Here is a 25017-nt window from a genome sequence, read left to right on the forward strand (position 1 = left end):
AGGGCATGATGGCCTCGCTCCCGCTAATCAGAGGCCCTGGCAAGGGTCTTCGAAGCGTGCTCCTCCCACCCCTGGAGGCGCTTCGTGTCCATACGGCCCACAAGGCGGTTCGACGGGATTGCGACTGCAACGAAGAAGTTGTCCCGAGGGACGGAAGCGCATCACCGCAGTCACCAGGCAAGCCATGTCGCACCGCAGCAAGGCATCCACGAGCCAACCTGCCGCCACATCTTGTCCATGCTGCAGCCCCCTTCCCCTTCGAGCCTTCCTCGTCAGCCGCGCAATCCCCGCCGAGCAGGACCGCCGTCAGGCTTCTGATCGCTGCCCGAGCATCAGCACAATTACCCCAAGATCGATGCGACGAGGTTTATTTCCATGGCACTGACACGCGAACAGCAAATTGCAGCCCTCGAGAAAGACTGGGCCGAGAACCCGCGCTGGAAAGGCGTGACCCGTACCTACACCGCCGCCGATGTCGTTCGCCTGCGTGGCTCGCTGCAGCCAGAGCACACCTTTGCTCGCCAAGGCGCAGAAAAACTGTGGAAGCTGGTCACCGAAGGTGCCCACCCGTCCTTCCGCCCAGAAAAAGATTTCGTCAACTGCATGGGCGCCCTGACCGGCGGCCAGGCAGTGCAGCAGGTTAAAGCCGGCATCCAGGCCATCTACCTGTCCGGCTGGCAGGTTGCTGCCGACAACAACTCGGCCGAGTCGATGTACCCCGACCAGTCGCTGTACCCGGTCGACTCGGTACCGACCGTGGTCAAGCGCATCAACAACGCCTTCCGCCGCGCCGACCAGATCCAGTGGAAAGCCGGCAAGAACCCAGGCGACGATGGCTACATCGACTACTTCGCGCCAATCGTGGCTGACGCCGAAGCCGGTTTCGGCGGCGTACTGAACGCCTACGAGCTGATGAAGAACATGATCGAAGCGGGCGCTGCCGGCGTGCACTTCGAAGACCAGCTGGCCTCGGTTAAAAAATGCGGCCACATGGGTGGCAAGGTACTGGTACCGACCCAGGAAGCCGTGCAGAAACTGGTTGCCGCGCGACTGGCTGCCGACGTGTCGGGTGTACCGACCATCATCCTGGCCCGTACCGACGCCAACGCCGCCGACCTGCTGACCAGCGACTGCGACCCGTACGACCAGCCGTTCGTGATCGGCGAGCGCACCCGTGAAGGCTTCTACAAGGTACGCGCCGGCCTCGACCAGGCCATCGCTCGCGGCCTGGCCTACGCGCCGTACGCCGACCTGATCTGGTGCGAAACCGCCAAGCCGGACCTGGACGAAGCACGTCGTTTCGCCGAAGCGATCAAGAAGGAATACCCAGACCAGATCCTGTCGTACAACTGCTCGCCTTCCTTCAACTGGAAGAAGAACCTGGACGACGCGACCATCGCCAAGTTCCAGCGCGAGCTGTCGGCCATGGGCTACAAGCACCAGTTCATCACCCTGGCCGGTATCCACAACATGTGGCACGGCATGTTCAACCTGGCGCACGACTACGCCCGCAACGACATGACCGCCTACGTGAAGCTGCAGGAACAAGAGTTCGCCGATGCCAGCAAGGGCTACACCTTCGTTGCGCACCAGCAGGAAGTCGGCACCGGCTACTTCGACGACATGACCACCGTGATTCAGGGTGGCGCTTCGTCGGTGACCGCACTGACTGGCTCGACCGAGGAAGAGCAGTTCCACTGATAGTGGGTTGCTGACAGAGGCCTGGGATTCGAGAGGATTCCAGGCTTTTTAATGTGTAACGGCGGTTAGACTTCCGGCGGTGGATCTATAGCGTCCGTGAGACCGAGCGCCGCCCGCGCGGCGCATCGCGAGCAAGGCTCGCTCCTACGTTTGTTTCGGGCCAGTTATACCTGTGGAATTTGCGCGCGCACGCCTTGGCGCATGGCTGGATATCGAGCCGTACACACATGGCGGTCGCGCGCGCCTTTCACAGGCGTTATTGGCCGTAAACAAACGTAGGAGCGAGCCTTGCTCGCGATGCGCCGCGCGGGCGGCGCTCGATCCCACAGACATTGAATCGCTATCGCCATACCCATAGCAGCCGTCACACATTCCCAGGCGCATCACCAACAACCCGCTAAATCAGGTCTATGCTTGAGGACAGCCCAGCAGCAAGGACCGCCCATGCCTCGTCCAAGCCACCTGACCATCGCCGCCCTGGCCGCCGCTGCCCTCTATATATATGCACTGGCAAGCGACAACACCCTGCTCGCCCTGCTGGCCAAACCCATTCCGGTGCTGGCCCTGATCGCCTGGCTACGCAGCGCCCCCGCCACCCCCTACCGCAACTGGATCAGCATCGGCCTGGCCTTTTCAGTCATCGGCGACATCCTGCTGGCCATCCCGGCCGACCTGTTCGTCTTCGGCCTGGTCGCCTTCCTCTGCGCCCACCTGGCCTACCTGCGCGCCTACTGCAGCAGCACACTGCAACCCGCCCTGCCAGCCCTGCTGCTGAGCGCCATCACCGGCATCATCTTGTTCGCAGTCCTCGCCAGCCATGGCCTCGGCCCGCTGCTGATCCCTGTCGCAGTGTATGCCCTGGCCATCAGCGCCATGCTCTGGCGCGCACTGGCCTGCGGCGGTGCCGCCGCGCTGGGTGCCTGCCTGTTCGTGTTCTCCGACAGCCTGATCGGCATCGACCGCTTCGTCAGCCCGTTCGCGGCAGCACCGTACCTGATCATCCTCGCCTATTGGCTCGGTCAGTGGGCGATCGCTTCGTCAGCACGTCACGGCGCAACCGATAAAGTATTGATCCAGAGCGGTGCACGCGGCGCGGGAAGCTGCTAGAACAAGAGTCTTTCGCATTTGCAAGTAGGGGGAATCGCCAGATGAACTTTACAAGACTCAGAACAGAGCAAATTACAGGTATCAGGTTAAATGATATTAATTATCATTACGAAGTTTGTAATTCGTTACCACTCGCAAGAAACATAATTAACAAAACCGTACGCAATCCCCGAATCTCAAGGCTTTCAGCCAGTTACGCACGCTTTTTGTTCTTAATCCTACGAATAAATTTGCAACGGAAATTTTACTTGCACCGGGTTTACCCATAAAATCAGCCCGATTGATTCAGCTGCGACATTTGGTCACTGCACCTGCGACACCAAGTCGCCGCTCTACTTAATTTCAGACTGCAGAGCTAGGTCTCTGTTTATAAGGATTTCTAGCATGTCCGATTCGGCAGGACTCATCGCCCACAACTGGGGCTTTGCCATCTTCCTTCTGGGTGTCGTCGGCCTGTGTGCCTTCATGCTCGGCCTGTCCAGCCTGCTCGGTAGCAAGGCCTGGGGCCGCGCCAAGAACGAACCCTTCGAATCCGGCATGCTGCCCGTCGGTAGCGCCCGCCTGCGCCTGTCCGCCAAATTCTATCTGGTCGCGATGCTGTTCGTGATCTTCGATATCGAAGCCCTATTCCTGTATGCATGGTCTGTGTCCGTCCGCGAAAGCGGCTGGACCGGATTCGTCGAAGCACTCGTTTTCATAGCAATTCTGTTGGCTGGTCTTGTCTACCTATGGCGCGTCGGGGCACTTGATTGGGCTCCCGAAGGTCGCCGCAAGCGGCAAGCGAAGCTGAAACAATGAGGCTTTGGCAATGCAATACAATCTCACCAGAATCGATCCGGATGCGCCCAACGAGCAGTACCCGGTAGGTGATCGGGAAACCGTCACCGACCAGCTGCTCGAGGACCAGGTCCACAAGAACATCTTCATGGGCAAGCTTGAAGATGTAATGCGTGGCGCGGTCAACTGGGGTCGCAAGAACTCCCTCTGGCCGTACAACTTCGGCCTGTCCTGCTGCTACGTGGAAATGACCACGGCCTTCACGGCACCCCACGACATCGCCCGCTTCGGCGCCGAAGTCATCCGGGCCTCGCCGCGTCAGGCCGACTTCATGGTCATTGCCGGTACCTGCTTCGTGAAGATGGCGCCGATCATCCAGCGTCTGTACGAGCAGATGCTCGAGCCTAAGTGGGTCATCTCCATGGGTTCGTGCGCCAACTCCGGCGGCATGTACGACATCTACTCGGTCGTTCAGGGGGTCGACAAGTTCCTCCCCGTGGACGTCTATGTGCCTGGCTGCCCGCCACGCCCTGAGGCTTTCCTGCAAGGCTTGATGCTGCTGCAGGAGTCGATCGGCCAAGAACGACGCCCGCTTTCCTGGGTCGTTGGTGATCAAGGTATTTACCGTGCCGAGATGCCAGCCCAGAAAGACCTGCGTCGTGAACAGCGCATTGCGGTAACCAACCTGCGCAGCCCCGACGAAGTCTGATCCAGCGACCTGCCGCCCGCTCCCGAAGGAGCCGGCGGCCTGGCTTCATTCTTAACGTTGACCCAAAGCGACCGAGACCATGACAGCGGACAACGCTATTTTCATTCCGCCCTACAAGGCTGACGACCAGGATGTGGTCGTCGAACTGCACAACCGTTTTGGCGCCGAAGCATTCGTCGCCCAGGAAACCCGCACCGGCATGCCCGTGCTGTGGGTCAAGCGCGCCCAGCTCAAAGAAGTGCTGAGCTTCCTGCGCGGCGTCGCCAAGCCCTACAGCATGCTGTACGACCTGCACGGCGTCGACGAGCGCCTGCGCACCCAGCGCCGTGGCCTGCCAGCTGCCGACTTCAGCGTGTTCTACCACTTGCTGTCGATCGAACGTAACAGCGATGTGATGATCAAGGTGTCGCTCAGCGAAGGCGACCTGAACCTGCCGACCGTGACCGGTATCTGGCCCAACGCCAACTGGTACGAGCGCGAAGTCTGGGACATGTTCGGCATCGACTTTGCCGGCCACCCGCACCTGAGCCGCATCATGATGCCGCCGACCTGGGAAGGTCACCCGCTGCGCAAGGACTACCCAGCCCGTGCCACCGAGTTCGACCCCTACAGCCTGACCCTGGCCAAACAGCAGCTTGAAGAGGAATCGGCGCGCTTCAACCCGGAAGCCTGGGGCATGAAGCGTCACGGCGCCAACGAGGACTACATGTTCCTCAACCTCGGCCCGAACCACCCTTCGGCCCACGGTGCTTTCCGTATCGTGCTGCAGCTGGACGGTGAAGAGATCGTCGACTGCGTACCGGACATCGGCTACCACCACCGTGGTGCCGAGAAGATGGCCGAGCGCCAGTCCTGGCACAGCTTCATTCCCTACACCGACCGTATCGACTACCTCGGCGGGGTGATGAACAACCTGCCGTACGTACTGGCGGTTGAAAAGCTCGCGGGCATCAAGGTGCCACAGAAGGTCGACACCATCCGCGTGATGCTGGCCGAATTCTTCCGTATCACCAGCCACCTGCTGTTCCTGGGTACCTACATCCAGGACGTCGGCGCCATGACCCCGGTGTTCTTCACCTTCACCGACCGCCAGCGCGCCTACACCGTGATCGAAGCGATCACCGGTTTCCGCCTGCACCCGGCCTGGTACCGCATCGGTGGCGTTGCCCACGACCTACCGCGCGGCTGGGACAAGCTGGTCAAGGACTTCGTCGAGTGGCTGCCCAAGCGCCTGGACGAGTACACCAAGGCTGCCCTGCAGAACAGCATCCTCAAGGGCCGTACCATCGGCGTTGCCGCGTACAACACCAAGGAAGCCCTGGAGTGGGGTACCACCGGTGCCGGCCTGCGTGCCACCGGTTGCGACTTCGACCTGCGTAAAGCCCGCCCCTACTCCGGCTACGAGAACTTCGAGTTCGAAGTACCGCTGGCCCACAACGGCGATGCCTACGATCGCTGCATGGTCCGCGTCGAGGAGATGCGCCAGAGTATCCGCATCATCGACCAGTGCCTGCGCAACATGCCGGAAGGCCCGTACAAGGCGGATCACCCGCTGACCACGCCGCCGCCGAAAGAGCGCACCCTGCAGCACATCGAGACCCTGATCACGCACTTCCTGCAAGTCTCGTGGGGCCCGGTCATGCCGGCCAACGAGTCGTTCCAGATGATCGAGGCGACCAAGGGCATCAACAGTTACTACCTGACGAGCGATGGCGGCACCATGAGCTACCGCACCCGGATCCGTACCCCGAGCTACCCGCACCTGCAGCAGATCCCTTCGGTGATCAAAGGCAGCATGGTCGCGGACCTCATCGCGTACCTGGGCAGTATCGACTTCGTTATGGCTGACGTGGACCGCTAAGCATGAACAGCACGCTTATCCAAACCGACCGTTTCGCCCTGAGCGAAACCGAGCGCTCGGCCATCGAGCACGAGATGCATCACTACGAGGACCCGCGCGCGGCGTCCATCGAAGCCCTGAAAATCGTCCAGAAGGAGCGTGGCTGGGTGCCGGACGGCGCCATCCACGCCATCGGCGAAGTACTGGGCATCCCGGCAAGCGACGTCGAGGGTGTGGCTACGTTCTATAGCCAGATCTTCCGTCAGCCAGTCGGCCGCCACATCATCCGCGTTTGCGACAGCATGGTCTGCTACATCGGTGGCCACGAGTCCGTGGTCAGCCAGATCCAGAGCGAACTGGGCATCGGCCTGGGTCAGACCACCGCCGACGGCCGCTTCACCCTGCTGCCGGTGTGCTGCCTGGGCAACTGCGACAAGGCCCCGGCACTGATGATCGACGACGACACCTTCGGCGACGTGCAGCCGGCTGGCGTTTCCAAACTGCTGGAGGGTTACGTATGACCATTACTTCCTTCGGCCCGGCCAACCGCATCGCGCGTTCGGCCGAAACCCACCCGCTGACCTGGCGCCTGCGTGACGATGGCGAGCCGGTCTGGCTGGCCGAGTACGAATCGAAGAACGGCTACGCTGCCGCGCGCAAGGCGCTGGCGCAGATGTCCGCCGACGACATCGTGCAGAGCGTCAAGGACTCCGGCCTCAAGGGCCGTGGTGGCGCGGGCTTCCCCACTGGCGTGAAGTGGGGCCTGATGCCCAAAGACGAATCCATGAACATCCGCTACCTGCTGTGCAACGCGGACGAAATGGAGCCGAACACCTGGAAGGACCGCATGCTGATGGAGCAACAGCCCCATCTGCTGGTCGAGGGCATGCTGATCAGCGCCCGCGCCCTGAAGGCCTACCGCGGCTACATCTTCCTGCGTGGCGAATACACCACCGCGGCGAAAAACCTCAACCGCGCCATCGACGAAGCCAAGGCCGCAGGCCTGCTGGGCAAGAACATCCTCGGGTCGGGCTTCGACTTCGAGCTGTTCGTGCACACCGGTGCCGGTCGCTACATCTGCGGTGAAGAAACCGCACTGATCAACTCGCTGGAAGGCCGTCGCGCCAACCCGCGCTCCAAGCCGCCCTTCCCTGCCGCCGTTGGCGTATGGGGCAAGCCGACTTGCGTGAACAACGTCGAGACCCTGTGCAACGTCCCGGCCATCGTCGCCAACGGCAACGACTGGTACAAGTCGCTGGCCCGCGAAGGCAGCGAAGACCACGGCACCAAGCTGATGGGCTTCTCCGGCAAGGTGAAGAACCCGGGCCTGTGGGAACTGCCGTTCGGCGTCACCGCCCGCGAGCTGTTCGAAGACTACGCCGGTGGCATGCGCGACGGCTTCAAGCTCAAGTGCTGGCAGCCTGGCGGCGCCGGTACCGGCTTCCTGCTGCCCGAGCACCTCGATGCGCAAATGTACGCCGGTGGCATCGCCAAGGTTGGCACCCGTATGGGTACTGGCCTGGCCATGGCGGTCGACGACAGCATCAACATGGTCTCGCTGCTGCGCAACATGGAAGAGTTCTTCGCCCGCGAGTCGTGCGGCTGGTGCACCCCGTGCCGTGACGGCCTGCCGTGGAGCGTGAAAATGCTGCGCGCACTGGAGAAAGGCCAGGGCCGCGCCGAAGACATCGAGACCCTGCTGGGTCTGGTCAACTTCCTCGGCCCAGGCCGCACCTTCTGTGCTCACGCACCGGGTGCCGTCGAGCCTTTGGGCAGTGCCATCAAATACTTCCGCTCGGAATTCGAGGCCGGTGTCGCACCAGCAAGTGCTGCCGACGCCCTGCGCCCGAATCTGGCGAAGCCGATTGTGGTCGGCGCATAACAAGATGAAACGCGGGTGGTCCGTGCCACCCGCCGGCCTCGCAGGCACGCGCATGTTTGACGCGAGCCGCAGGCCCACCGATTTCCATTAGCCACGCCCGCTCACGCGGGCCAACGAAGAACTTTGAACCATGGCCACTATCCACGTAGACGGCAAAGCGCTCGAAGTCAACGGTGCGGACAACCTGTTACAGGCCTGTCTGTCGCTCGGCCTCGACATCCCTTATTTCTGCTGGCACCCGGCGCTCGGTAGCGTCGGCGCCTGCCGGCAATGTGCGGTCAAGCAGTACACCGACGAGAACGACACCCGTGGTCGTATCGTCATGTCCTGCATGACCCCTGCCTCCGACGGCACCTGGATCTCCATCGACGATGACGAGTCCAAGGCGTTTCGCGCCAGCGTCGTCGAGTGGCTGATGACCAACCACCCGCACGACTGCCCGGTGTGCGAGGAAGGCGGTCACTGCCACCTGCAGGACATGACGGTAATGACCGGCCACAATGAGCGCCGCTACCGTTTCACCAAGCGTACCCACCAGAACCAGGACCTCGGCCCGTTCATCGCCCACGAGATGAACCGCTGCATCGCCTGCTACCGCTGCGTGCGCTACTACAAGGACTACGCTGGCGGCACCGACCTGGGTGTCTACGGCGCCCACGACAACGTGTACTTCGGTCGCGTTGAAGACGGCGTGCTGGAAAGCGAGTTCTCCGGCAACCTGACCGAGGTCTGCCCGACCGGTGTGTTCACCGACAAGACCCACTCCGAGCGCTACAACCGCAAGTGGGATATGCAGTTCGCCCCGAGCATCTGCCACGGTTGCTCCAGCGGCTGCAACATCAGCCCGGGCGAGCGCTACGGCGAACTGCGTCGGATCGAGAACCGTTTCAACGGTTCGGTGAACCAGTACTTCCTGTGCGACCGCGGCCGATTCGGCTACGGCTACGTCAACCGCAAGGACCGTCCACGTCAGCCACTGCTGGCCGATGGCACCAAGCTGAGCCTGGACGCCGCCCTGGACAAGGCCGCCGACCTGCTGCGCGGCCGCACCATCGTCGGTATCGGCTCGCCACGCGCCAGCCTGGAAAGCAACTACGGCCTGCGTGAGCTGGTCGGCGCCGACTACTTCTACTCGGGTATGGAAGCCGGTGAGCTGGCTCGCGTACGCCTGGCCCTGAACGTGCTGAACAACAGCCCGCTGCCAGTACCGACCCTGCGCGACATCGAAGACCACGACGCCGTGTTCGTGCTCGGTGAAGACCTGACCCAGACCGCTGCCCGCGTCGCCCTGGCTGTACGCCAGGCCACCAAAGGCAAGGCCGAAGCCATGGCCGAGGCCATGAAAGTGCAGCCTTGGCTGGACGCTGCGGTGAAGAACATCGGCCAGCACGCGCTGTACCCGCTGTTCATTGCTTCGCTGGCTGAAACCAAGCTGGACGACGTTGCCGAAGAGTGCGTGCACGCCGCCCCGGCGGACCTGGCCCGCATCGGTTTCGCCGTGGCCCACGCCATCGACCCGAGCGCCCCTGCCGTAGCTGGCCTGGATCAGGAAGCACAAGCCCTGGCCCAGCGCATCGCCGACGCCCTGGTCGCTGCCAAGCGCCCGCTGGTGGTCGCCGGTACCTCGCTGGCCGACCCGGCGCTGATCGAAGCCGCCGCCAACATCGCCAAGGCCCTGAAACTGCGCGAGAAGAACGGTTCGCTGAGCCTGGTCGTGCCTGAGGCCAACAGCCTGGGCATGGCGATGATGGGTGGTGAATCCGTCGACGCAGCGCTGGACGCAGTCATCAGCGGCAAGGCCGACGCCATCGTGGTCCTGGAAAACGACCTGTACGCCCGCGTACCGGCCGCCAAGGTCGACGCAGCCCTGGCCGCCGCCAAGGTAGTGATCGTCGCCGACCACTCCAAGACCGCCACGCTCGACCGCGCCCACCTGGTGCTGCCGGCCGCCTCCTTCGCCGAAGGCGACGGTACCCTGGTCAGCCAGGAAGGCCGTGCCCAGCGCTTCTTCCAGGTGTTCGACCCGCAATACCTGGACAGCAGCATCCAGATCCACGAAGGCTGGCGCTGGATGCACGCCCTGCGTGCCACCCTGCTGAACAAGCCGGTCGACTGGACCCAGCTGGACCACGTCACCAGCGCCTGCGCCGAAGCCGCGCCGCAACTGTCCGGTATCGTCAACGCCGCACCAAGCGCTGCGTTCCGCATCAAGGGCATGAAGCTGGCCCGTGAGCCGCTGCGCTACTCCGGCCGTACCGCCATGCGCGCCAACATCAGCGTGCACGAGCCGCGTACTCCACAAGACAAGGACACCGCGTTCGCCTTCTCGATGGAAGGTTACTCGGGTTCGGCCGAACCGCGTCAGCAGGTGCCGTTCGCCTGGTCGCCGGGCTGGAACTCGCCGCAAGCCTGGAACAAGTTTCAGGACGAGGTCGGTGGCCACCTGCGCGCTGGCGACCCAGGCGTTCGCCTGATCGAGTCGCAAGGCGACAAGCTCAACTGGTTCACCGCCATTCCGGGTGCCTTCAGCCCGGCCCGTGGCACCTGGACCGCGGTACCGTTCTTCCACCTGTTCGGCAGCGAGGAAAGCTCGTCGCGCGCCGCTCCGGTGCAGGAACGCATCCCGGCTGCCTACGTGGCCCTGGCCAAGTCCGAAGCCGACCGCCTGGGTGTCAACGACGGCGCGCTGCTGAGCCTGAACGTCGCCGGTGTGTCGCTGCGCCTGCCGCTGCGTATCAATGAAGAACTGGGCGCTGGCCTGGTTGCCCTGCCCAAAGGCCTGGCCGGCATTCCGCCTGCCATCTTCGGTGCATCCGTCGAAGGTCTGCAGGAGGCAGCACAATGAGCTGGTTCACCCCCGAAGTGATCGATGTGATCCTCACCGTGGTCCGGGCCGTCGTGGTCCTGCTCGCGGTGGTGGTCTGCGGCGCGCTGCTCAGCTTCGTCGAGCGTCGTCTGCTGGGCTGGTGGCAGGACCGTTACGGTCCGAACCGTGTCGGCCCGTTCGGCATGTTCCAGATCGCCGCCGACATGCTGAAGATGTTCTTCAAGGAAGACTGGAACCCGCCCTTCGTCGATCGCATGATCTTCACCCTGGCGCCGGTCGTGGCCATGAGCGCCCTGCTGATCGCCTTCTGCGTGATCCCGATCACCCCGCTGTGGGGCGTGGCGGACCTGAACATCGGCCTGCTGTTCTTCTTCGCCATGGCGGGTCTTTCGGTCTACGCGGTGCTGTTCGCCGGCTGGTCGTCGAACAACAAGTACGCCCTGCTGGGCAGCTTGCGTGCTTCGGCTCAGACCGTGTCGTACGAAGTGTTCCTGGGTCTGGCGCTGATGGGCGTGGTGGTTCAGGTGGGTTCGTTCAACATGCGCGACATCGTTGAATACCAGGCCCAGAACCTGTGGTTCATCATTCCGCAGTTCTTCGGCTTCTGCACCTTCTTCATCGCTGGCGTCGCCGTGACTCACCGTCACCCGTTCGACCAGCCGGAAGCGGAACAGGAACTGGCCGACGGTTACCACATTGAATATGCCGGCATGAAATGGGGCATGTTCTTCGTCGGTGAGTACATCGGCATCATCCTGATCTCGGCACTGCTGGTGACCCTGTTCTTCGGCGGCTGGCACGGCCCGTTCGGCCTGCTGCCACAGGTTCCGTTCCTGTGGTTCGCCCTGAAGACCGCGTTCTTCATCATGCTGTTCATTCTGCTGCGCGCCTCGATTCCGCGCCCACGCTATGACCAGGTGATGGACTTCAGCTGGAAGTTCTGCCTGCCGCTGACCCTGATCAATTTGCTGGTGACCGCTGCGATCGTGCTCTACAACACGCCAGCCGTCGCGGCCCAGTGAGGATTTGACCCATGTTCAAGTATATCGGCGACATCGTTAAGGGCACCGGCACCCAGCTGCGCAGCCTGGCAATGGTGTTCTCCCACGGGTTCCGCAAGCGCGACACCCTGCAATACCCGGAAGAACCCGTGTACCTGCCGCCGCGCTACCGCGGCCGCATCGTCCTGACCCGCGACCCCGATGGCGAGGAGCGCTGCGTAGCGTGCAACCTCTGCGCGGTGGCTTGCCCGGTTGGCTGCATCTCGCTGCAGAAAGCCGAGACCGAGGACGGGCGTTGGTACCCTGAGTTCTTCCGCATCAACTTCTCGCGCTGCATTTTCTGCGGCCTGTGCGAAGAGGCGTGCCCGACCACCGCGATCCAGCTGACTCCGGATTTCGAAATGGCCGAGTTCAAGCGTCAGGACCTGGTGTACGAGAAGGAAGATCTGCTGATCTCCGGCCCCGGCAAGAACCCTGACTACAACTTCTACCGTGTTGCGGGTATGGCCATCGCTGGCAAGCCGAAAGGCTCTGCGCAGAACGAAGCCGAGCCGATCAACGTGAAGAGCTTGCTCCCATAAGGACAGAAAGATGGAATTCGCTTTCTACTTCGCATCCGGGATCGCCGTGGTCTCCACCCTCCGGGTGGTGACCGGCACCAACCCCGTGCACGCCCTGCTCTACCTGATCATTTCGCTGATTTCCGTGGCAATGATCTTCTTCGCCCTGGGTGCGCCATTCGCTGGCGCCCTGGAAGTGATCGCCTACGCCGGCGCCATCATGGTGCTGTTCGTGTTCGTGGTGATGATGCTCAACCTGGGGCCGGCCTCGGTCGCCCAGGAAAGGGGTTGGCTCAAGCCCGGTATCTGGGCAGGGCCGGTGATCCTCGCCGCGCTGCTGCTGCTGGAGCTGCTGTACGTGCTGTTCGTCGCCCCGAGCGGCGCAGCCATCAGCGGTACCACCGTGGACGCCAAGGCCGTGGGCATCAGCCTGTTCGGGCCTTACCTGCTGGTGGTCGAACTGGCCTCGATGCTGCTGCTCGCCGCAGCCGTCACCGCCTTCCACCTGGGCCGCAACGAGGCGAAGGAGTAAATCATGGGTGCTATCCCTCTCGAACATGGCCTGGCGGTCGCCGGGATCCTGTTCTGCTTAGGTCTGGTTGGCCTGATGGTCCGCCGCAACATCCTCTTCGTGCTCATGAGCCTGGAAGTCATGATGAACGCCTCTGCCCTGGCGTTCATCGTCGCCGGTGCCCGTTGGGTCCAACCCGACGGCCAGGTGATGTTTATTCTGGTGATCAGCCTGGCAGCCGCCGAGGCCAGCATTGGCCTGGCCATCCTGCTGCAGCTGTATCGCCGCTTCCACACTCTCGACATCGATGCTGCCAGTGAGATGCGCGGATGAACCTTATCTTCCTGACGTTCGTATTCCCCCTGATCGGCTTCCTGCTGCTGTCGTTCTCCCGTGGACGGTTCTCGGAGAACCTGTCCGCGCTGATCGGCGTCGGTTCGGTGGGCCTCTCGGCCGCCGTGGCCGCCTACGTGATCTGGCAGTTCAACGTTGCCCCGCCTGAGGGCGGCGCGTACAGCCAGCTGCTGTGGCAGTGGATGTCGGTGGACGGCTTCGCGCCGAACTTCACCCTGTACGTGGACGGCCTGTCGGTCACCATGCTGGGCGTGGTCACCGGTGTCGGCTTCCTGATCCACCTGTTCGCCTCGTGGTACATGCGTGGTGAAGCCGGTTACTCGCGCTTCTTCTCGTACACCAACCTGTTCATCGCCAGCATGCTGTTCCTGGTGCTGGGCGACAACCTGCTGTTCATCTACTTCGGCTGGGAAGGCGTGGGCCTGTGCTCGTACCTGTTGATCGGTTTCTACTACAGCAACCGCAACAACGGTAACGCGGCACTGAAGGCCTTCATCGTCACCCGTATCGGCGACGTGTTCATGGCCATCGGCCTGTTCATCCTGTTCGCCCAGCTGGGTACCCTGAACGTGCAGGAACTGCTGGTGCTGGCACCGCAGAAGTTCCAGGCGGGCGACACCTGGATGGTCCTGGCCACCCTGATGCTGCTGGGCGGTGCGGTCGGTAAATCGGCCCAGCTGCCACTGCAGACCTGGCTGGCGGACGCGATGGCCGGCCCTACCCCGGTCTCGGCACTGATCCACGCGGCAACCATGGTGACCGCGGGCGTGTACCTGATCGCCCGTACCAACGGCCTGTTCCTGCTGGCGCCGGACATCCTGCACCTGGTCGGTGTGGTCGGTGGCGTAACGCTGGTCCTGGCTGGCTTCGCCGCCCTGGTTCAAACCGACATCAAGCGTATCCTCGCCTACTCGACCATGAGCCAGATCGGCTACATGTTCCTGGCCCTGGGCGTTGGCGCCTGGGACGCGGCGATCTTCCACCTGATGACCCACGCCTTCTTCAAGGCCCTGCTGTTCCTTGCTTCCGGTGCGGTGATCGTTGCCTGCCACCACGAGCAGAACATCTTCAAGATGGGCGGCCTGTGGAAGAAACTGCCGTTGGCCTACGCCAGCTTCGTGGTGGGTGGCGCTGCCCTGGCAGCCCTGCCGATCCTGACCGTGGGCTTCTACTCCAAGGACGAGATCCTCTGGGAAGCCTTCGCCAGCGGCAACACCGGCCTGCTGTACGCCGGCCTGGTCGGTGCCTTCATGACCTCGCTGTACACCTTCCGCCTGATCTTCATCGCCTTCCACGGCGAAGCCAAGACCGAAGCCCACGCCGGCCACGGCATCAGCCACTGGCTGCCACTGGGCGTGCTGATCGTGCTGTCGACCTTCATCGGCGCCTGGATCCACCCGCCGCTGGCAGGCGTGCTGCCTGAAAGCGCCGGCCACGCCGGTGGCGAAGCCAAGCACGCACTGGAAATCACCTCGGGCGCCATCGCCATTGCCGGTATCCTGCTGGCTGCGGTGCTGTTCCTGGGCAAGCGTCGCCTGGTCTCGGCCATCGCCAACAGCGGCATCGGCCGCGTCCTGTCGGCCTGGTGGTTCGCCGCCTGGGGCTTCGACTGGATCTACGACAAGCTCTTCGTCAAACCTTACCTGCTGATCAGCCACATCCTGCGCAAGGACCCGGTTGACCGCAGCATCGGCCTGATTCCTCGGATGGCCCGTGGCGGCAACGTCGCCATGAGCAAGACCGAGACCGGCCAGCTGCGCTGGTACACCGCCTCGATCGCCGTCGGTGCCGTACTGGTCATCGGCGCCGTGGTAGTGGCCGCGGTATGACTATGAATCTTGCGACTTTGCCAAAGGAAACCAACCCGTCATGATTTTGCCTTGGCTGATCCTGATCCCCTTCATCGGCGGCTTCCTGTGCTGGCTGGGTGAACGCTTCGGCGCCACCCTGCCGCGCTGGATCGCGCTGCTGACCATGTCCCTGCTGCTCGGCATCGGCCTGTGGCTGTGGGGCACCGGCGACTACACCCTGGCCCCCGCTCCGGGCGCCGAACCTGCTTGGGCACTCGAATACAAAGTCGAGTGGATCAAGCGCTTCGGCATCAGCATCCACCTGGCCCTGGACGGCCTGTCGCTGCTGATGATCCTGCTCACCGGCCTGCTCGGTGTGCTGTCGGTACTGTGCTCCTGGAAAGAGATCCAGCGCCACGTCGGCTTCTTCCACCTCAACCTGATGTGGATCCTGGGCGGCGTGGTCGGTGTGTTCCTGGCCCTGGACCTGTTCCTGTTCTTCTTCTTCTGGGAAATGATGCTGGTGCCGATGTACTTCCTCATCGCGCTCTGGGGTCACAGCTCGTCAGACGGCAAGAAGACCCGGATCTACGCGGCGACCAAGTTCTTCATCTTCACTCAGGCCAGCGGCCTGATCATGCTGGTGGCGATCCTGGGTCTGGTGCTGGTCAACTACAACACCACAGGCGTTCTCACCTTCAACTACAGCGACCTGCTCAAGGCCGAGCTGCCAGCTGGCGTCGAATATGTGCTGATGCTGGGCTTCTTCATCGCCTTCGCGGTGAAGCTGCCGGTGGTGCCGTTCCACTCCTGGCTGCCTGACGCCCACGCCCAGGCACCGACCGCAGGTTCCGTTGACCTGGCCGGTATCTTGCTGAAGACCGCGGCCTACGGCCTGCTGCGCTTCGCCCTGCCACTGTTCCCGAACGCGTCGGCCGAGTTCGCGCCAATCGCCATGACCCTGGGCCTGATCGGTATCTTCTACGGTGCCTTCCTGGCCTTCGCGCAAACCGACATCAAGCGCCTGGTCGCCTTCTCCAGCGTCTCGCACATGGGCTTCGTGCTGATCGGTATCTACTCCGGCAGCCAGCAGGCCCTGCAAGGCGCGGTGATCCAGATGCTGGCCCACGGCCTGTCGGCTGCCGCGCTCTTTATCCTGGCCGGCCAGCTGTACGAGCGCCTGCACACCCGTGACATGCGTGAAATGGGTGGCCTGTGGCACCGCATCGCCTACCTGCCAGCCATCAGCCTGTTCTTCGCCGCCGCCTCCCTGGGCCTGCCAGGTACCGGTAACTTCGTCGGCGAATTCCTGATTCTGATCGGCAGCTTCGCCAGCGTGCCGTGGATCACCGTGATCGCCACCACCGGTCTGGTGTTCGGTTCGGTCTACTCGCTGATCATGATCCACCGCGCCTACTTCGGCCCGGCCAAGACCGACACCGTGCTGGCCGGCATGGACGGTCGCGAACTGATCATGGTCCTGGGTCTGGCGGTATTGCTGATCCTGCTGGGCGTGTATCCACAGCCGTTCCTCGACACCTCTGCCGCCACCATGAGCGGTGTGCAGCAGTGGCTCGGTTCCGCTTTCACTCAACTCGCTTCGGCCCGGTAAGAGCGCTATGGAATTCACCACTCAACACTTCATCGCATTGGCGCCGATGCTGATCACCACCATCACCACGGTGGTGGTGATGCTGGCGATCGCCTGGAAGCGCAACCACTCGCAGACCTTCCTGCTGTCCACCGTGGGCCTGAACCTGGCCCTGCTGTCGATCCTGCCGGCGCTGAAGGTCGCGCCGCTGGCGGTCACCTCGTTGGTGACCATCGACAAGTTCGCCTGCCTGTACATGGCGATCATCCTGGTGGCGACGCTGGCTTGCGTCACCCTCGCCCACGCCTACCTGGGCGAAGGCTCCAAGGGCTTCCCGGGCAACCGTGAAGAACTGTACCTGCTGCTGCTGATGTCGGCCCTCGGTGGCCTGGTGCTGGTCAGTGCCAACCACCTGGCTGGCCTGTTCATCGGCCTGGAGCTGCTGTCGGTACCGGTCTACGGCCTGGTGGCGTATGCCTTCTTCAACAAGCGTTCGCTGGAAGCCGGCATCAAGTACATGGTGCTGTCGGCCGCAGGCTCGGCCTTCCTGCTGTTCGGTATGGCCCTGCTGTACGCCGATGCTGGCAGCCTGACCTTCGACCTGATCGGCAAGGCCCTGGCCGCTACCGGCAAGCCAAGCCTGCTGGCCCAGCTGGGCCTGGGCATGATGCTGGTCGGCCTGGCCTTCAAGCTGTCGCTGGTTCCATTCCACCTGTGGACCCCGGACGTGTACGAAGGCGCCCCGGCACCGGTCGCAGCCTTCCTGGCCACCGCCAGCAAGGTCGCAGTATTTGCCGTGGTCGTGCGCCTGTTCATGCTCTCCCCTGCTGCCAGCAGCGGCGTGCTGAGCACCGTACTGGCCGTAATCGCTGTGGCATCGATCCTGATCGGTAACCTGCTGGCGCTGACCCAGAGCAACCTCAAGCGTCTGCTGGGTTACTCGTCCATCGCCCACTTCGGTTACCTGGTGATCGCCCTGGTCGCCAGCAAGGGCCTGGCCCTGGAAGCCATGGGCGTTTACCTGGTCACCTACGTCATCACCAGCCTGGGCGCTTTCGGGGTCATCACCCTGATGTCCTCGCCTTACGGCGGCCGTGACGCCGACGCCCTGTACGAGTACCGCGGCCTGTTCTGGCGCCGTCCGTACCTGACCGCAGTACTGACCGTGATGATGCTGTCGCTGGCGGGTATTCCGCTGACCGCCGGCTTCATCGGCAAGTTCTACATCATTGCCACCGGCGTCGAGTCGCAGCTGTGGTGGCTGGTCGGTGCCCTGGTCCTGGGCAGCGCCATCGGCGTGTACTACTACCTGCGCGTGATGGTCACCCTGTACCTGGTCGAACCGAACCTGCGTCGCCACGACGCCCCGCTGAAGTGGGAGCAACGTACCGGCGGCGTCATGTTGCTGGCCATCGCTATCCTTGCCTTCGTGCTTGGCGTGTACCCGCAGCCACTGCTGGAAATGGTCCAGCAGGCCGGCCTGCAACTGATCGGCTGACCAAACCGGTAAAACAAACACCCCGCTCATGCGGGGTGTTTTTTTATCTGCGCTTTGTAGCTACCTGGACACGCCTGGCCGGCTGAAGGTTATCGGGTGAAGCTGGATTGCCATCCTTGAGCGCCGACCTGCGCAATTCACTGCTCGCCGATGGCAGGTGAACCTCAGGGTTGGGCATTCCACTGGGTGACAGTTCATGGGTCATTTCGAACTCGGCCCTCACCGACCAGCCACACGCCTCGGTGGTGCACTGCAGATACGCAATACGCAAAAAAATGTGACGCCCTTCGCTGGTACGGATGCGCATTCGACTGTTGCAGTGAGGACAGACCAGCTTATAAGTACTCACGGCAAATACCTGCATGTGCCGAATACACATATATGCTGTAAGAATGCTTCCCCAGCTGCATCAGTATTGACTGCTATTAAGGAAGGGTTTTTCATCATGCTGCTCCTCATGTCAGGATATCTCATCAAAATGCAGGGCTACTATTCGTTATAAGTAGTTTAAGCCCAAGGAATGTCGTTAAACCAGTCATGGATATTTGTTATGAGTAGCCCCTTGTTTGCATCAGTGCTGGCACGTCTCAAGCTGATTACTGGCTCAGAGACAGATGTACAGCTGGCCAGAGCCCTAGCGGTCAGCCCACAGACCTTGAGCAGCTGGAAGGTGCGCGACAGCATTCCATACGCATTATGCATAGACATTGCACGGCAGCGCGGCTGCTCGTTGGATTGGCTACTGCTCGGTGAGCACGACAGTGGCCAGCCGACCTGGGCAAGCGACGGCTGGGAAAGCGACATGCTCGAGCGCCTGCGCACGCTTTCACAGGCTGATCGCCAGGCCGTCCAGTTGCAGATCGAGGACAAGCAACGCATCCATCAACTGGAGCGCCAGGTGCGCGAACTGGCCATCCGCACGACCACGCCATTAGAGGGCTAGCCCCGGCGACGCCAACGCTGAAGGAGCTCGCGCAAGTCCACCGAGTCCAGCCAGACCATGACCTTGAGACTGATTGGAATCACCACTACCGCTGCCACGAAGGCCGCCATGCCGCGGGACAACATCGGTGCCATTGAATGCAACAGTGGCTCGAACAGGTAGCCCACACCTAACGTCAGGAACACCAGCATCAGCTGTTTGCGTCGCGAAAGGCGCTTGCGTGAGACGATGATCAAGCGGTCGCGCGCGGCACTCACCAGCAAAGCTCCCAGCAACGCCCCGAATATCGCCCTGCCCTCGGTATTGAGCAGTTCGCGAAAAGCGGAGCTGGCGGCTTCCAGCAAATATTGTTCACTCATGACAGTGTCCTCCGCACGACCTGCCCGCATGAATCGGTATACAAGGTGCGCATCACGGCGGCCTCGACGAAACGCCGATAGCAGACCGACAACGCCCTTCCATGGTGATGCCCTGCCACGTCCTCCAGGCGCTTGTAACCGCGCCCTCGCAACACTGCGCGCCAGCGCGCGAATTCACTCGCTGCCGTGACCGCGGCGCAGCGAGCAGCGAGAGCCAGGCGTACATCACTGACCTGATCGCCAAGCCGCAGGCGTTCACGCAACACGCTCAGTTCGATGCGCGGCCAAAAAGGATCATGACCATCGGGAAAGCGTGCGCCGTAGACAGTCAACTCAGCTGGCGGCTGTAAAGGCTCCATACATTCTGGTGACATGCTCTGCCCTCACTGCTCAGACAAGATTCCGTAGCGTATGGCCTTGATCACAGCCGCTACGCGTGTGGGTACATCGAACTTGCGCAGGATGTTGGACACATGAAAATTCACCGTCGACTCCTTGCACTGCAGAATCCGCCCGATTTCCCACGAACTCTTGCCATAGGCACACCACAGCAACACCTGATGCTCGCGGGGCGTCAGGCGGATCGGGGTGTCCGCGGGTTTGTCCGGTATCTGTCGTACGTTGGTATTCATCATCGAACTCCACAAGTAATCGCCAGTTGCGACAGCCGGTTGTGCTGCCGCCATGCGGACCACCTTACGAAGGCCGTCCTACAGGCTCCACTCATGGAATTTGTAAAAAAGCGCCCTACACAACCGTTTCCCAGTGGCGCTATGCAATTAACTGTTATTCCCCGTGCTCTGGAGAGCATTTCGCTCGTCACAACGCGGTTGCCTGTTTGCCTTTCGCCTGGAGTTGTAGGATGCGCCCCGTTTTGCCCCTTTCGTCTTGCCTTGGCCTGATGGCCGTTTTCACTGTCGGCCAGCAAGCCACTGCCGCACCGGCAGTGGAGCTGGGCCAGGTGCTGATCAGTGATGAGCAGCAAAGCGAGCTGGACGACGCCCGCGAACGCCTGCAGGCAGTGCCTGGGGCCAACAACCTGGTGGACATGCAACGTGTCGGGCAAGGCCGGGTTGCCAGCAACCAGGATGTACTGGCCTATCAGCCTGGGGTGTTCGCCCAATCGGCGGGCAATGACGGCATCAAGCTGTCGATTCGCGGTTCAGGCATCAACCGCGCGCCCGGGGCACATGGCTCCGGGGTATACACGATGTTCGACGGCCTGCCGTTGACCGGCCCCGGCGGCACGCCTTATGAACTGTTCGAGCCCCTGTGGCTGAGCCGTGCCGAAGTGCTGCGCGGCGCCAATGGCTTTGACCAGGGCGCCTTGGCACTGGGCGGCGCGGTCAACTATGTGACCCACACCGGCTACGATGCCGCGCCGCTGCAAGTACGTTATGAGGTCGGCAGCCGTGGCTACCAGCACCGGCATATCAGCTCGGGCCAGGTGCTGGGCAACCTCGACTACTACGTGGCCCTGACCGACTCGGAATACGACGGTTACCAGGAGCACAGCAGCGGAAGCGCCAAGGGCATCGCCGCCAATGTCGGTTACCGTTTCAACCCGAACCTGGAAACGCGCTTCTACCTGCGGTACCGGGAAACCGAGAACGAGCTGGCCGGCCGCTTGACCAAGGAGCAGATCAAGCACGACCCGCGTGCTGCCAACCCAGGCTACCTGTCCCGCAACGACAGCCGCCCGCAACCGGGAAGTACCTGGGTGGGCAACAAGACCACCTTTTTCCTGGATGACGATTCGCGCCTGGAGGCAGGGCTGGTCTACCACGACTACCCAATGGACCTGCGTGAAGGCACAATGCGCCTGAAGGTTGCCTACACCGATGTCAGTGGCACGCTGAATTACTTCCGTCGAGACACCCTTTTCGGTCACGAGAGCAAGACGACCGTGGGCTGGCGCACCACCAAGCACTTGCCAAACAGCGGGGCCTCGCAGTTTTCGCGGGTCAACGATGTGGTCGGTGAACGCACGCGCGACTTCAGCTATCAGGGGTCGGACACTGTGTTGCATGTGGGCAACGACCTGGAGTTGATCCCGGACCTGTGGCTGACCACCGGCTTGGCAATGATCTACACCCGGCGCGAGAGTGATGTGACCTATCCAGCCGAAGGCGGAAAAGTCAGCCAACATGATTGGGACTACGCCCCGCGAGTGGGCCTGCGCTACGACATTCGCCCGGACTTGCAGGTCTATGGCAACCTCAGCCGCTCGGTCGAGCCGCCCCACCCTTGGTCGCTGATCTGGAGCGCACCGACCAAGACCCAGCCGATCGAGATGCAAAACCAGACAGCCACCACCTTCGAACTGGGCGCTCGCGGCGACTCGCTGCTCGGTCGCTGGGACCTGGCCTGGTACTACGCCCAGGTGCGTCACGAATTGCTGGCGGTGGAACTGGCCCCTGGTATCACAGGTGAGTACAACGCCAGCCCCACCGTTCACCAGGGTGTCGAAGCCGGCCTGGAGAGCATCCTCTGGGAGCAACCCGGCACCGGCAAGCTGAGCCTGCGCCAGGCCTACACCTTCAGCGACTTCCACTACCGCGACGACGACCAGTTCGGTGACAACCGTCTGCCTGGCATCCCCATGCACTATTACCAGGCTGAACTGCGTTACGACTGGCCGGGCGGGTTCTACGCCGGTGTGAACACGCAGATGGCCTCGAAAGTGCAAACCGACTACGCCAACAGCTACCACGCTGATGCATACGCCCTGCTCGGCGCACGCCTGGGTTGGGATTCGCCCAAGCAGGACTGGCAGACCTGGCTGGACCTGCGCAACCTGACCAACAAGCGCTACGCGGCCACGGTGACGCCTGGGTACGACGATACAGGCCTGGACAAAGCCCGATCGACACCTGGGGAAAGCTTCGGGGTTTATGCCGGGGTTTCGTACAGCTTCCGATAGTTCTGTCGACGCCCAATCGCCGCGGTTCGTCGCCACGGCAAGCCGGCTCCCACAAAGACACTGCTGCACCTGTGGGAGCCGGCTTGCCTGCGATTGGCCTGCACCGCAGCCCTACTGAGGCAACTGCACCCGAGGCTTGCTGGAAGCAAAAATCGCCCAACTGGAGACGAACAACGCCGCAATCAGCGGCCCGATGACGAACCCGTTGAGCCCGAACACCGCCAGCCCGCCCAAGGTGGAGACCAGAATCAGGTAATCGGGCATCCGCGTATCCTTGCCCACCAGGATCGGCCGCAGCAGGTTGTCCACCAGGCCGATCACCAGCACCCCGAACGCTGTCAGTATCGCGCCCTGCAGAATTGCCCCGGTGAGCAGGAAATACGCCGCCACCGGCGCCCAGACGATGCCCGCCCCCACCGCTGGCAACAACGACAGAAACGCCATCAACACCGCCCACACCAGCGCACTGGGAATATCCAGCACCCAGAAGATGAACCCGCCCAACGCGCCTTGGGTGATGGCCACCAGCACATTGCCCTTGACCGTCGCCCGCACCACCCGATTGAACTTCAGTTGCAGACGGCGCTTCTGGTGCTCGGGCAACGGCACGGCAAGCCGTACCTGACGCGCCACCTCAGGCCCCTCACGCAGGAAAAAGAACAACAGGTACATCATGATGCCGAAGCTGACCAGGAACTCGAAAGTGCCCTGGCCGAGGTTGAACGCCTGACTGGCTAGCACCTGACTGCCCTGGGTGGCCCATTTGGTGATTTTCTCGCGCAGGCCATCGAAGTTGCCCATGCCCATCTTGTCCAGCCCGTGCTGGGCGAACGCTGGCAGCATGTCCTTGCCACGCTCGACATAGCCGGCGATGTCCAGCTGCCCGCTCTCGATGCGCTGGTACAACGCCGCGCCTTCCTGCACCAGCAAGGCACTGGTGATGATCACCGGCAAGATGGCCACCATCAGGCACACGAGCAAGGTGGCGGCCGCGGCCAGGTTACGACGCCGGCCAAAGCGAATCAGCAGGTGACGCTGCAAGGGCGCGAACAGGATGCCAAGAATCACCGCCCAGAAGATGGCGCCGTAATACGGCAGCAATATCCACGCGAAAGCGACCGTCACCAATGTCAGGAGTACGGCCAGGGCTCGGTTCTGGAGGGCGGCTTCGTTCATGGTGACTCCTTGAGTGTCCTGGATATTAGTGCACGCCATCACAGGAAAAGTGCCACCCAGGCGTTGATTCAAATCAATACGCGACCGCGACCTGCGCTTTAGCATCCGCCGCTTTTGCCCCGGTGCGCCCATGACCTCCCTCGCCAAGCCCGAATTGCTGGCCCCAGCCGGCTCCCTCAAGTCCATGCGCTACGCCTTCGCCTATGGTGCCGATGCGGTCTACGCCGGCCAGCCGCGCTACAGCCTGCGGGTGCGCAACAACGAGTTCGACCACGCCAACCTGGCGCTGGGCATCCAGGAGGCGCACGCCCTGGGAAAACACTTCTATGTGGTGGTCAACATTGCTCCGCACAACGCCAAGCTCAAGACCTTCCTCAAAGACCTGGCGCCGGTGATCGACATGGCGCCCGATGCGCTGATCATGTCCGACCCGGGCCTGATCATGCTGGTGCGCCAGCACTTCCCGCACATGCCGGTGCACCTGTCGGTGCAAGCCAACACGGTCAACTGGGCCAGCGTGCAGTTCTGGCAGCAATTGGGCTTGAGCCGGGTCATCCTGTCCCGCGAACTGTCACTGGAAGAAATCGAGGAAATCCGCCAGCAGGTGCCGGGCATGGAACTGGAGGTGTTCGTCCACGGCGCCTTGTGCATGGCGTACTCCGGCCGCTGCCTGCTGTCGGGCTACCTCAACAAGCGCGATGCCAACCAGGGCACCTGCACCAATGCCTGCCGCTGGAAATACGACGCCCAGCCGGCCAGCGAGAACGCCACCGGCGACATCGTGCACGTCGTCGAACCGACCCTGGGCCTTGGCGCCCCCACCGAGCAGGTGTTCCTGCTGCAGGAGAGCAACCGCCCAGGCGAAGCGATGCCGGCCTTCGAGGACGAGCACGGCACCTACATCATGAACGCCAAGGACCTGCGCGCCATCCAGCACGTCGAGCGACTGGCCCGCATGGGCGTGCACTCACTCAAGATCGAAGGCCGCACCAAGTCGCACTTCTACTGCGCCCGTGCGGTGCAATCCTATCGCCAGGCCATCGACGACGCGGTGGCCGGCCGCCCCTTCGACCGCAGCCTGATGGGTAACCTCGAATCGCTGGCGCAGCGTGGCTACACCGAAGGCTTCCTGCGCCGCCATGTGCACGACGAGTACCAGAACTACCTGCGCGGTAACTCCGTCTCCGAGCGCCAGCAGTTCGTCGGCGAACTGACCGGCGCAAGGGTTGATGGGTTGGCCGAGGTCAAGGTGAAGAACCGCTTTGCCGTGGGCGATCACCTGGAGTTGATGACTCCTCGCGGCAATTTCCACTTCGACCTGCATCGCCTGAACAACCGCCAGCAACAGGCCATCGATGTGGCACCGGGCGATGGCCATGTCGTCTATCTGCCCATCCCAGAGCAGGTTTCCTTGCAGTACGGCCTGTTGATGCGCGACCTTGGCCATGGCGAGTCGGCTGCCTGACAA

At 62.5% G+C, this 25017-nt stretch carries 24 protein-coding genes; 19 read left to right on the forward strand and 5 right to left on the reverse strand.

The genetic code is table 11. The features are described 5' to 3' along the window. Positions 1-375: 375 nt before the first annotated feature. From aceA to nuoN, 15 genes are all read left to right on the forward strand, one after another. A complete protein-coding gene (aceA, locus tag PspTeo4_RS12375; protein ID WP_008096174.1) occupies positions 376-1701 on the forward strand; it encodes an isocitrate lyase in 1326 nt (441 codons plus the stop codon). Positions 1702-2145: 444 nt separating this feature from the next. Then, positions 2146-2808 carry a lysoplasmalogenase gene (locus PspTeo4_RS12380; RefSeq protein WP_322364053.1) on the forward strand — a complete coding sequence of 221 codons (663 nt, stop codon included), beginning with the start codon at positions 2146-2148 and terminating at the stop codon, positions 2806-2808. Between the two features lie 384 nt (positions 2809-3192). Then, positions 3193-3606 (forward strand): NADH-quinone oxidoreductase subunit A, encoded by a 414-nt coding sequence (locus PspTeo4_RS12385; RefSeq protein WP_011534614.1) that lies wholly within the window; start codon positions 3193-3195, stop codon positions 3604-3606. Between the two features lie 10 nt (positions 3607-3616). After that, a complete protein-coding gene (locus PspTeo4_RS12390; protein WP_027920598.1) occupies positions 3617-4294 on the forward strand; it encodes a NuoB/complex I 20 kDa subunit family protein in 678 nt (225 codons plus the stop codon). A gap of 79 nt (positions 4295-4373) precedes the next feature. Further along, positions 4374-6155, forward strand: a complete 1782-nt coding sequence (gene nuoC / locus PspTeo4_RS12395) for an NADH-quinone oxidoreductase subunit C/D (protein WP_322364054.1) — start codon at positions 4374-4376, stop codon at positions 6153-6155. 2 nt (positions 6156-6157) lie between these two features. Beyond that, entirely contained in the window at positions 6158-6655 is a 498-nt protein-coding gene (gene nuoE / locus PspTeo4_RS12400; protein WP_003251433.1) for an NADH-quinone oxidoreductase subunit NuoE, read from the forward strand. Next, the gene (nuoF, locus tag PspTeo4_RS12405; protein ID WP_322364055.1) at positions 6652-8016 is read left to right on the forward strand and encodes an NADH-quinone oxidoreductase subunit NuoF; all 1365 of its coding nucleotides are present in this window, start codon (positions 6652-6654) and stop codon (positions 8014-8016) included. Before nuoE ends, nuoF begins: the two co-directional genes overlap by 4 nt. A 130-nt stretch (positions 8017-8146) precedes the next feature. After that, the gene (gene nuoG, locus PspTeo4_RS12410) at positions 8147-10861 is read left to right on the forward strand and encodes an NADH-quinone oxidoreductase subunit NuoG (RefSeq protein WP_322364056.1); all 2715 of its coding nucleotides are present in this window, start codon (positions 8147-8149) and stop codon (positions 10859-10861) included. Then, positions 10858-11865: an NADH-quinone oxidoreductase subunit NuoH gene (nuoH, locus tag PspTeo4_RS12415; RefSeq protein WP_322364057.1), complete on the forward strand. Its 1008-nt coding sequence runs from the start codon at positions 10858-10860 to the stop codon at positions 11863-11865. The genes nuoG and nuoH overlap by 4 nt, the downstream gene beginning before the upstream one ends. Positions 11866-11876: 11 nt before the next feature. After that, entirely contained in the window at positions 11877-12425 is a 549-nt protein-coding gene (gene nuoI / locus PspTeo4_RS12420) for an NADH-quinone oxidoreductase subunit NuoI (RefSeq protein WP_003251442.1), read from the forward strand. Between the two features lie 10 nt (positions 12426-12435). Further along, the gene (gene nuoJ, locus PspTeo4_RS12425; RefSeq protein ID WP_322364058.1) at positions 12436-12936 is read left to right on the forward strand and encodes an NADH-quinone oxidoreductase subunit J; all 501 of its coding nucleotides are present in this window, start codon (positions 12436-12438) and stop codon (positions 12934-12936) included. 3 nt (positions 12937-12939) lie between these two features. Beyond that, positions 12940-13248, forward strand: coding sequence for an NADH-quinone oxidoreductase subunit NuoK (gene nuoK / locus PspTeo4_RS12430; protein WP_008096201.1), 309 nt, complete (start codon positions 12940-12942; stop codon positions 13246-13248). Then, complete coding sequence (gene nuoL / locus PspTeo4_RS12435) at positions 13245-15098, forward strand: NADH-quinone oxidoreductase subunit L (protein ID WP_322364059.1); 1854 nt, start codon at positions 13245-13247, stop codon at positions 15096-15098. The genes nuoK and nuoL overlap by 4 nt, the downstream gene beginning before the upstream one ends. 40 nt (positions 15099-15138) lie before the next feature. Beyond that, positions 15139-16671: an NADH-quinone oxidoreductase subunit M gene (nuoM, locus tag PspTeo4_RS12440; protein ID WP_322364060.1), complete on the forward strand. Its 1533-nt coding sequence runs from the start codon at positions 15139-15141 to the stop codon at positions 16669-16671. A 7-nt stretch (positions 16672-16678) separates the two neighbouring features. Further along, entirely contained in the window at positions 16679-18148 is a 1470-nt protein-coding gene (gene nuoN / locus PspTeo4_RS12445) for an NADH-quinone oxidoreductase subunit NuoN (RefSeq protein WP_322364061.1), read from the forward strand. A 43-nt stretch (positions 18149-18191) separates the two neighbouring features. Here nuoN and PspTeo4_RS12450 read toward each other — a convergent pair whose 3' ends face one another. Beyond that, the gene (locus tag PspTeo4_RS12450; RefSeq protein WP_322364855.1) at positions 18192-18455 is read right to left on the reverse strand and encodes an ogr/Delta-like zinc finger family protein; all 264 of its coding nucleotides are present in this window, start codon (positions 18453-18455) and stop codon (positions 18192-18194) included. On the opposite strand from PspTeo4_RS12450, the gene PspTeo4_RS12455 reads away from it, so the two are divergent. Continuing rightward, the gene (locus PspTeo4_RS12455) at positions 18345-18650 is read left to right on the forward strand and encodes a hypothetical protein (protein WP_322364887.1); all 306 of its coding nucleotides are present in this window, start codon (positions 18345-18347) and stop codon (positions 18648-18650) included. The genes PspTeo4_RS12450 and PspTeo4_RS12455 overlap by 111 nt on opposite strands. A 48-nt stretch (positions 18651-18698) precedes the next feature. Then, positions 18699-19091: a helix-turn-helix domain-containing protein gene (locus PspTeo4_RS12460; protein ID WP_322364062.1), complete on the forward strand. Its 393-nt coding sequence runs from the start codon at positions 18699-18701 to the stop codon at positions 19089-19091. On the opposite strand, the gene PspTeo4_RS12465 is transcribed toward PspTeo4_RS12460, so the two are convergent. From PspTeo4_RS12465 to PspTeo4_RS12475, 3 genes are read right to left on the reverse strand one after another with little or no spacing between them, the layout of a single operon-like run. Further along, positions 19088-19450, reverse strand: coding sequence for a hypothetical protein (locus PspTeo4_RS12465; protein ID WP_322364064.1), 363 nt, complete (start codon positions 19448-19450; stop codon positions 19088-19090). The genes PspTeo4_RS12460 and PspTeo4_RS12465 overlap by 4 nt on opposite strands. Further along, entirely contained in the window at positions 19447-19824 is a 378-nt protein-coding gene (locus PspTeo4_RS12470) for a head completion/stabilization protein (RefSeq protein WP_322364065.1), read from the reverse strand. Before PspTeo4_RS12470 ends, PspTeo4_RS12465 begins: the two co-directional genes overlap by 4 nt. Before the next feature lie 9 nt (positions 19825-19833). Beyond that, positions 19834-20082, reverse strand: coding sequence for a helix-turn-helix transcriptional regulator (locus tag PspTeo4_RS12475; RefSeq protein WP_322364066.1), 249 nt, complete (start codon positions 20080-20082; stop codon positions 19834-19836). Between the two features lie 230 nt (positions 20083-20312). On the opposite strand from PspTeo4_RS12475, the gene PspTeo4_RS12480 reads away from it, so the two are divergent. Beyond that, complete coding sequence (locus PspTeo4_RS12480) at positions 20313-22373, forward strand: TonB-dependent receptor family protein (RefSeq protein ID WP_322364067.1); 2061 nt, start codon at positions 20313-20315, stop codon at positions 22371-22373. Between the two features lie 111 nt (positions 22374-22484). Here PspTeo4_RS12480 and PspTeo4_RS12485 read toward each other — a convergent pair whose 3' ends face one another. Continuing rightward, a complete protein-coding gene (locus tag PspTeo4_RS12485; protein ID WP_322364068.1) occupies positions 22485-23549 on the reverse strand; it encodes an AI-2E family transporter in 1065 nt (354 codons plus the stop codon). A gap of 130 nt (positions 23550-23679) precedes the next feature. Between PspTeo4_RS12485 and yegQ the strand changes: the two genes are divergently transcribed. After that, a complete protein-coding gene (gene yegQ / locus PspTeo4_RS12490; protein WP_322364069.1) occupies positions 23680-25014 on the forward strand; it encodes a tRNA 5-hydroxyuridine modification protein YegQ in 1335 nt (444 codons plus the stop codon). Positions 25015-25017: the final 3 nt, after the last annotated feature.

The organism is Pseudomonas sp. Teo4 (assembly GCF_034387475.1).
In the GTDB taxonomy this organism is placed as follows: Bacteria; Pseudomonadota; Gammaproteobacteria; order Pseudomonadales; family Pseudomonadaceae; genus Aquipseudomonas.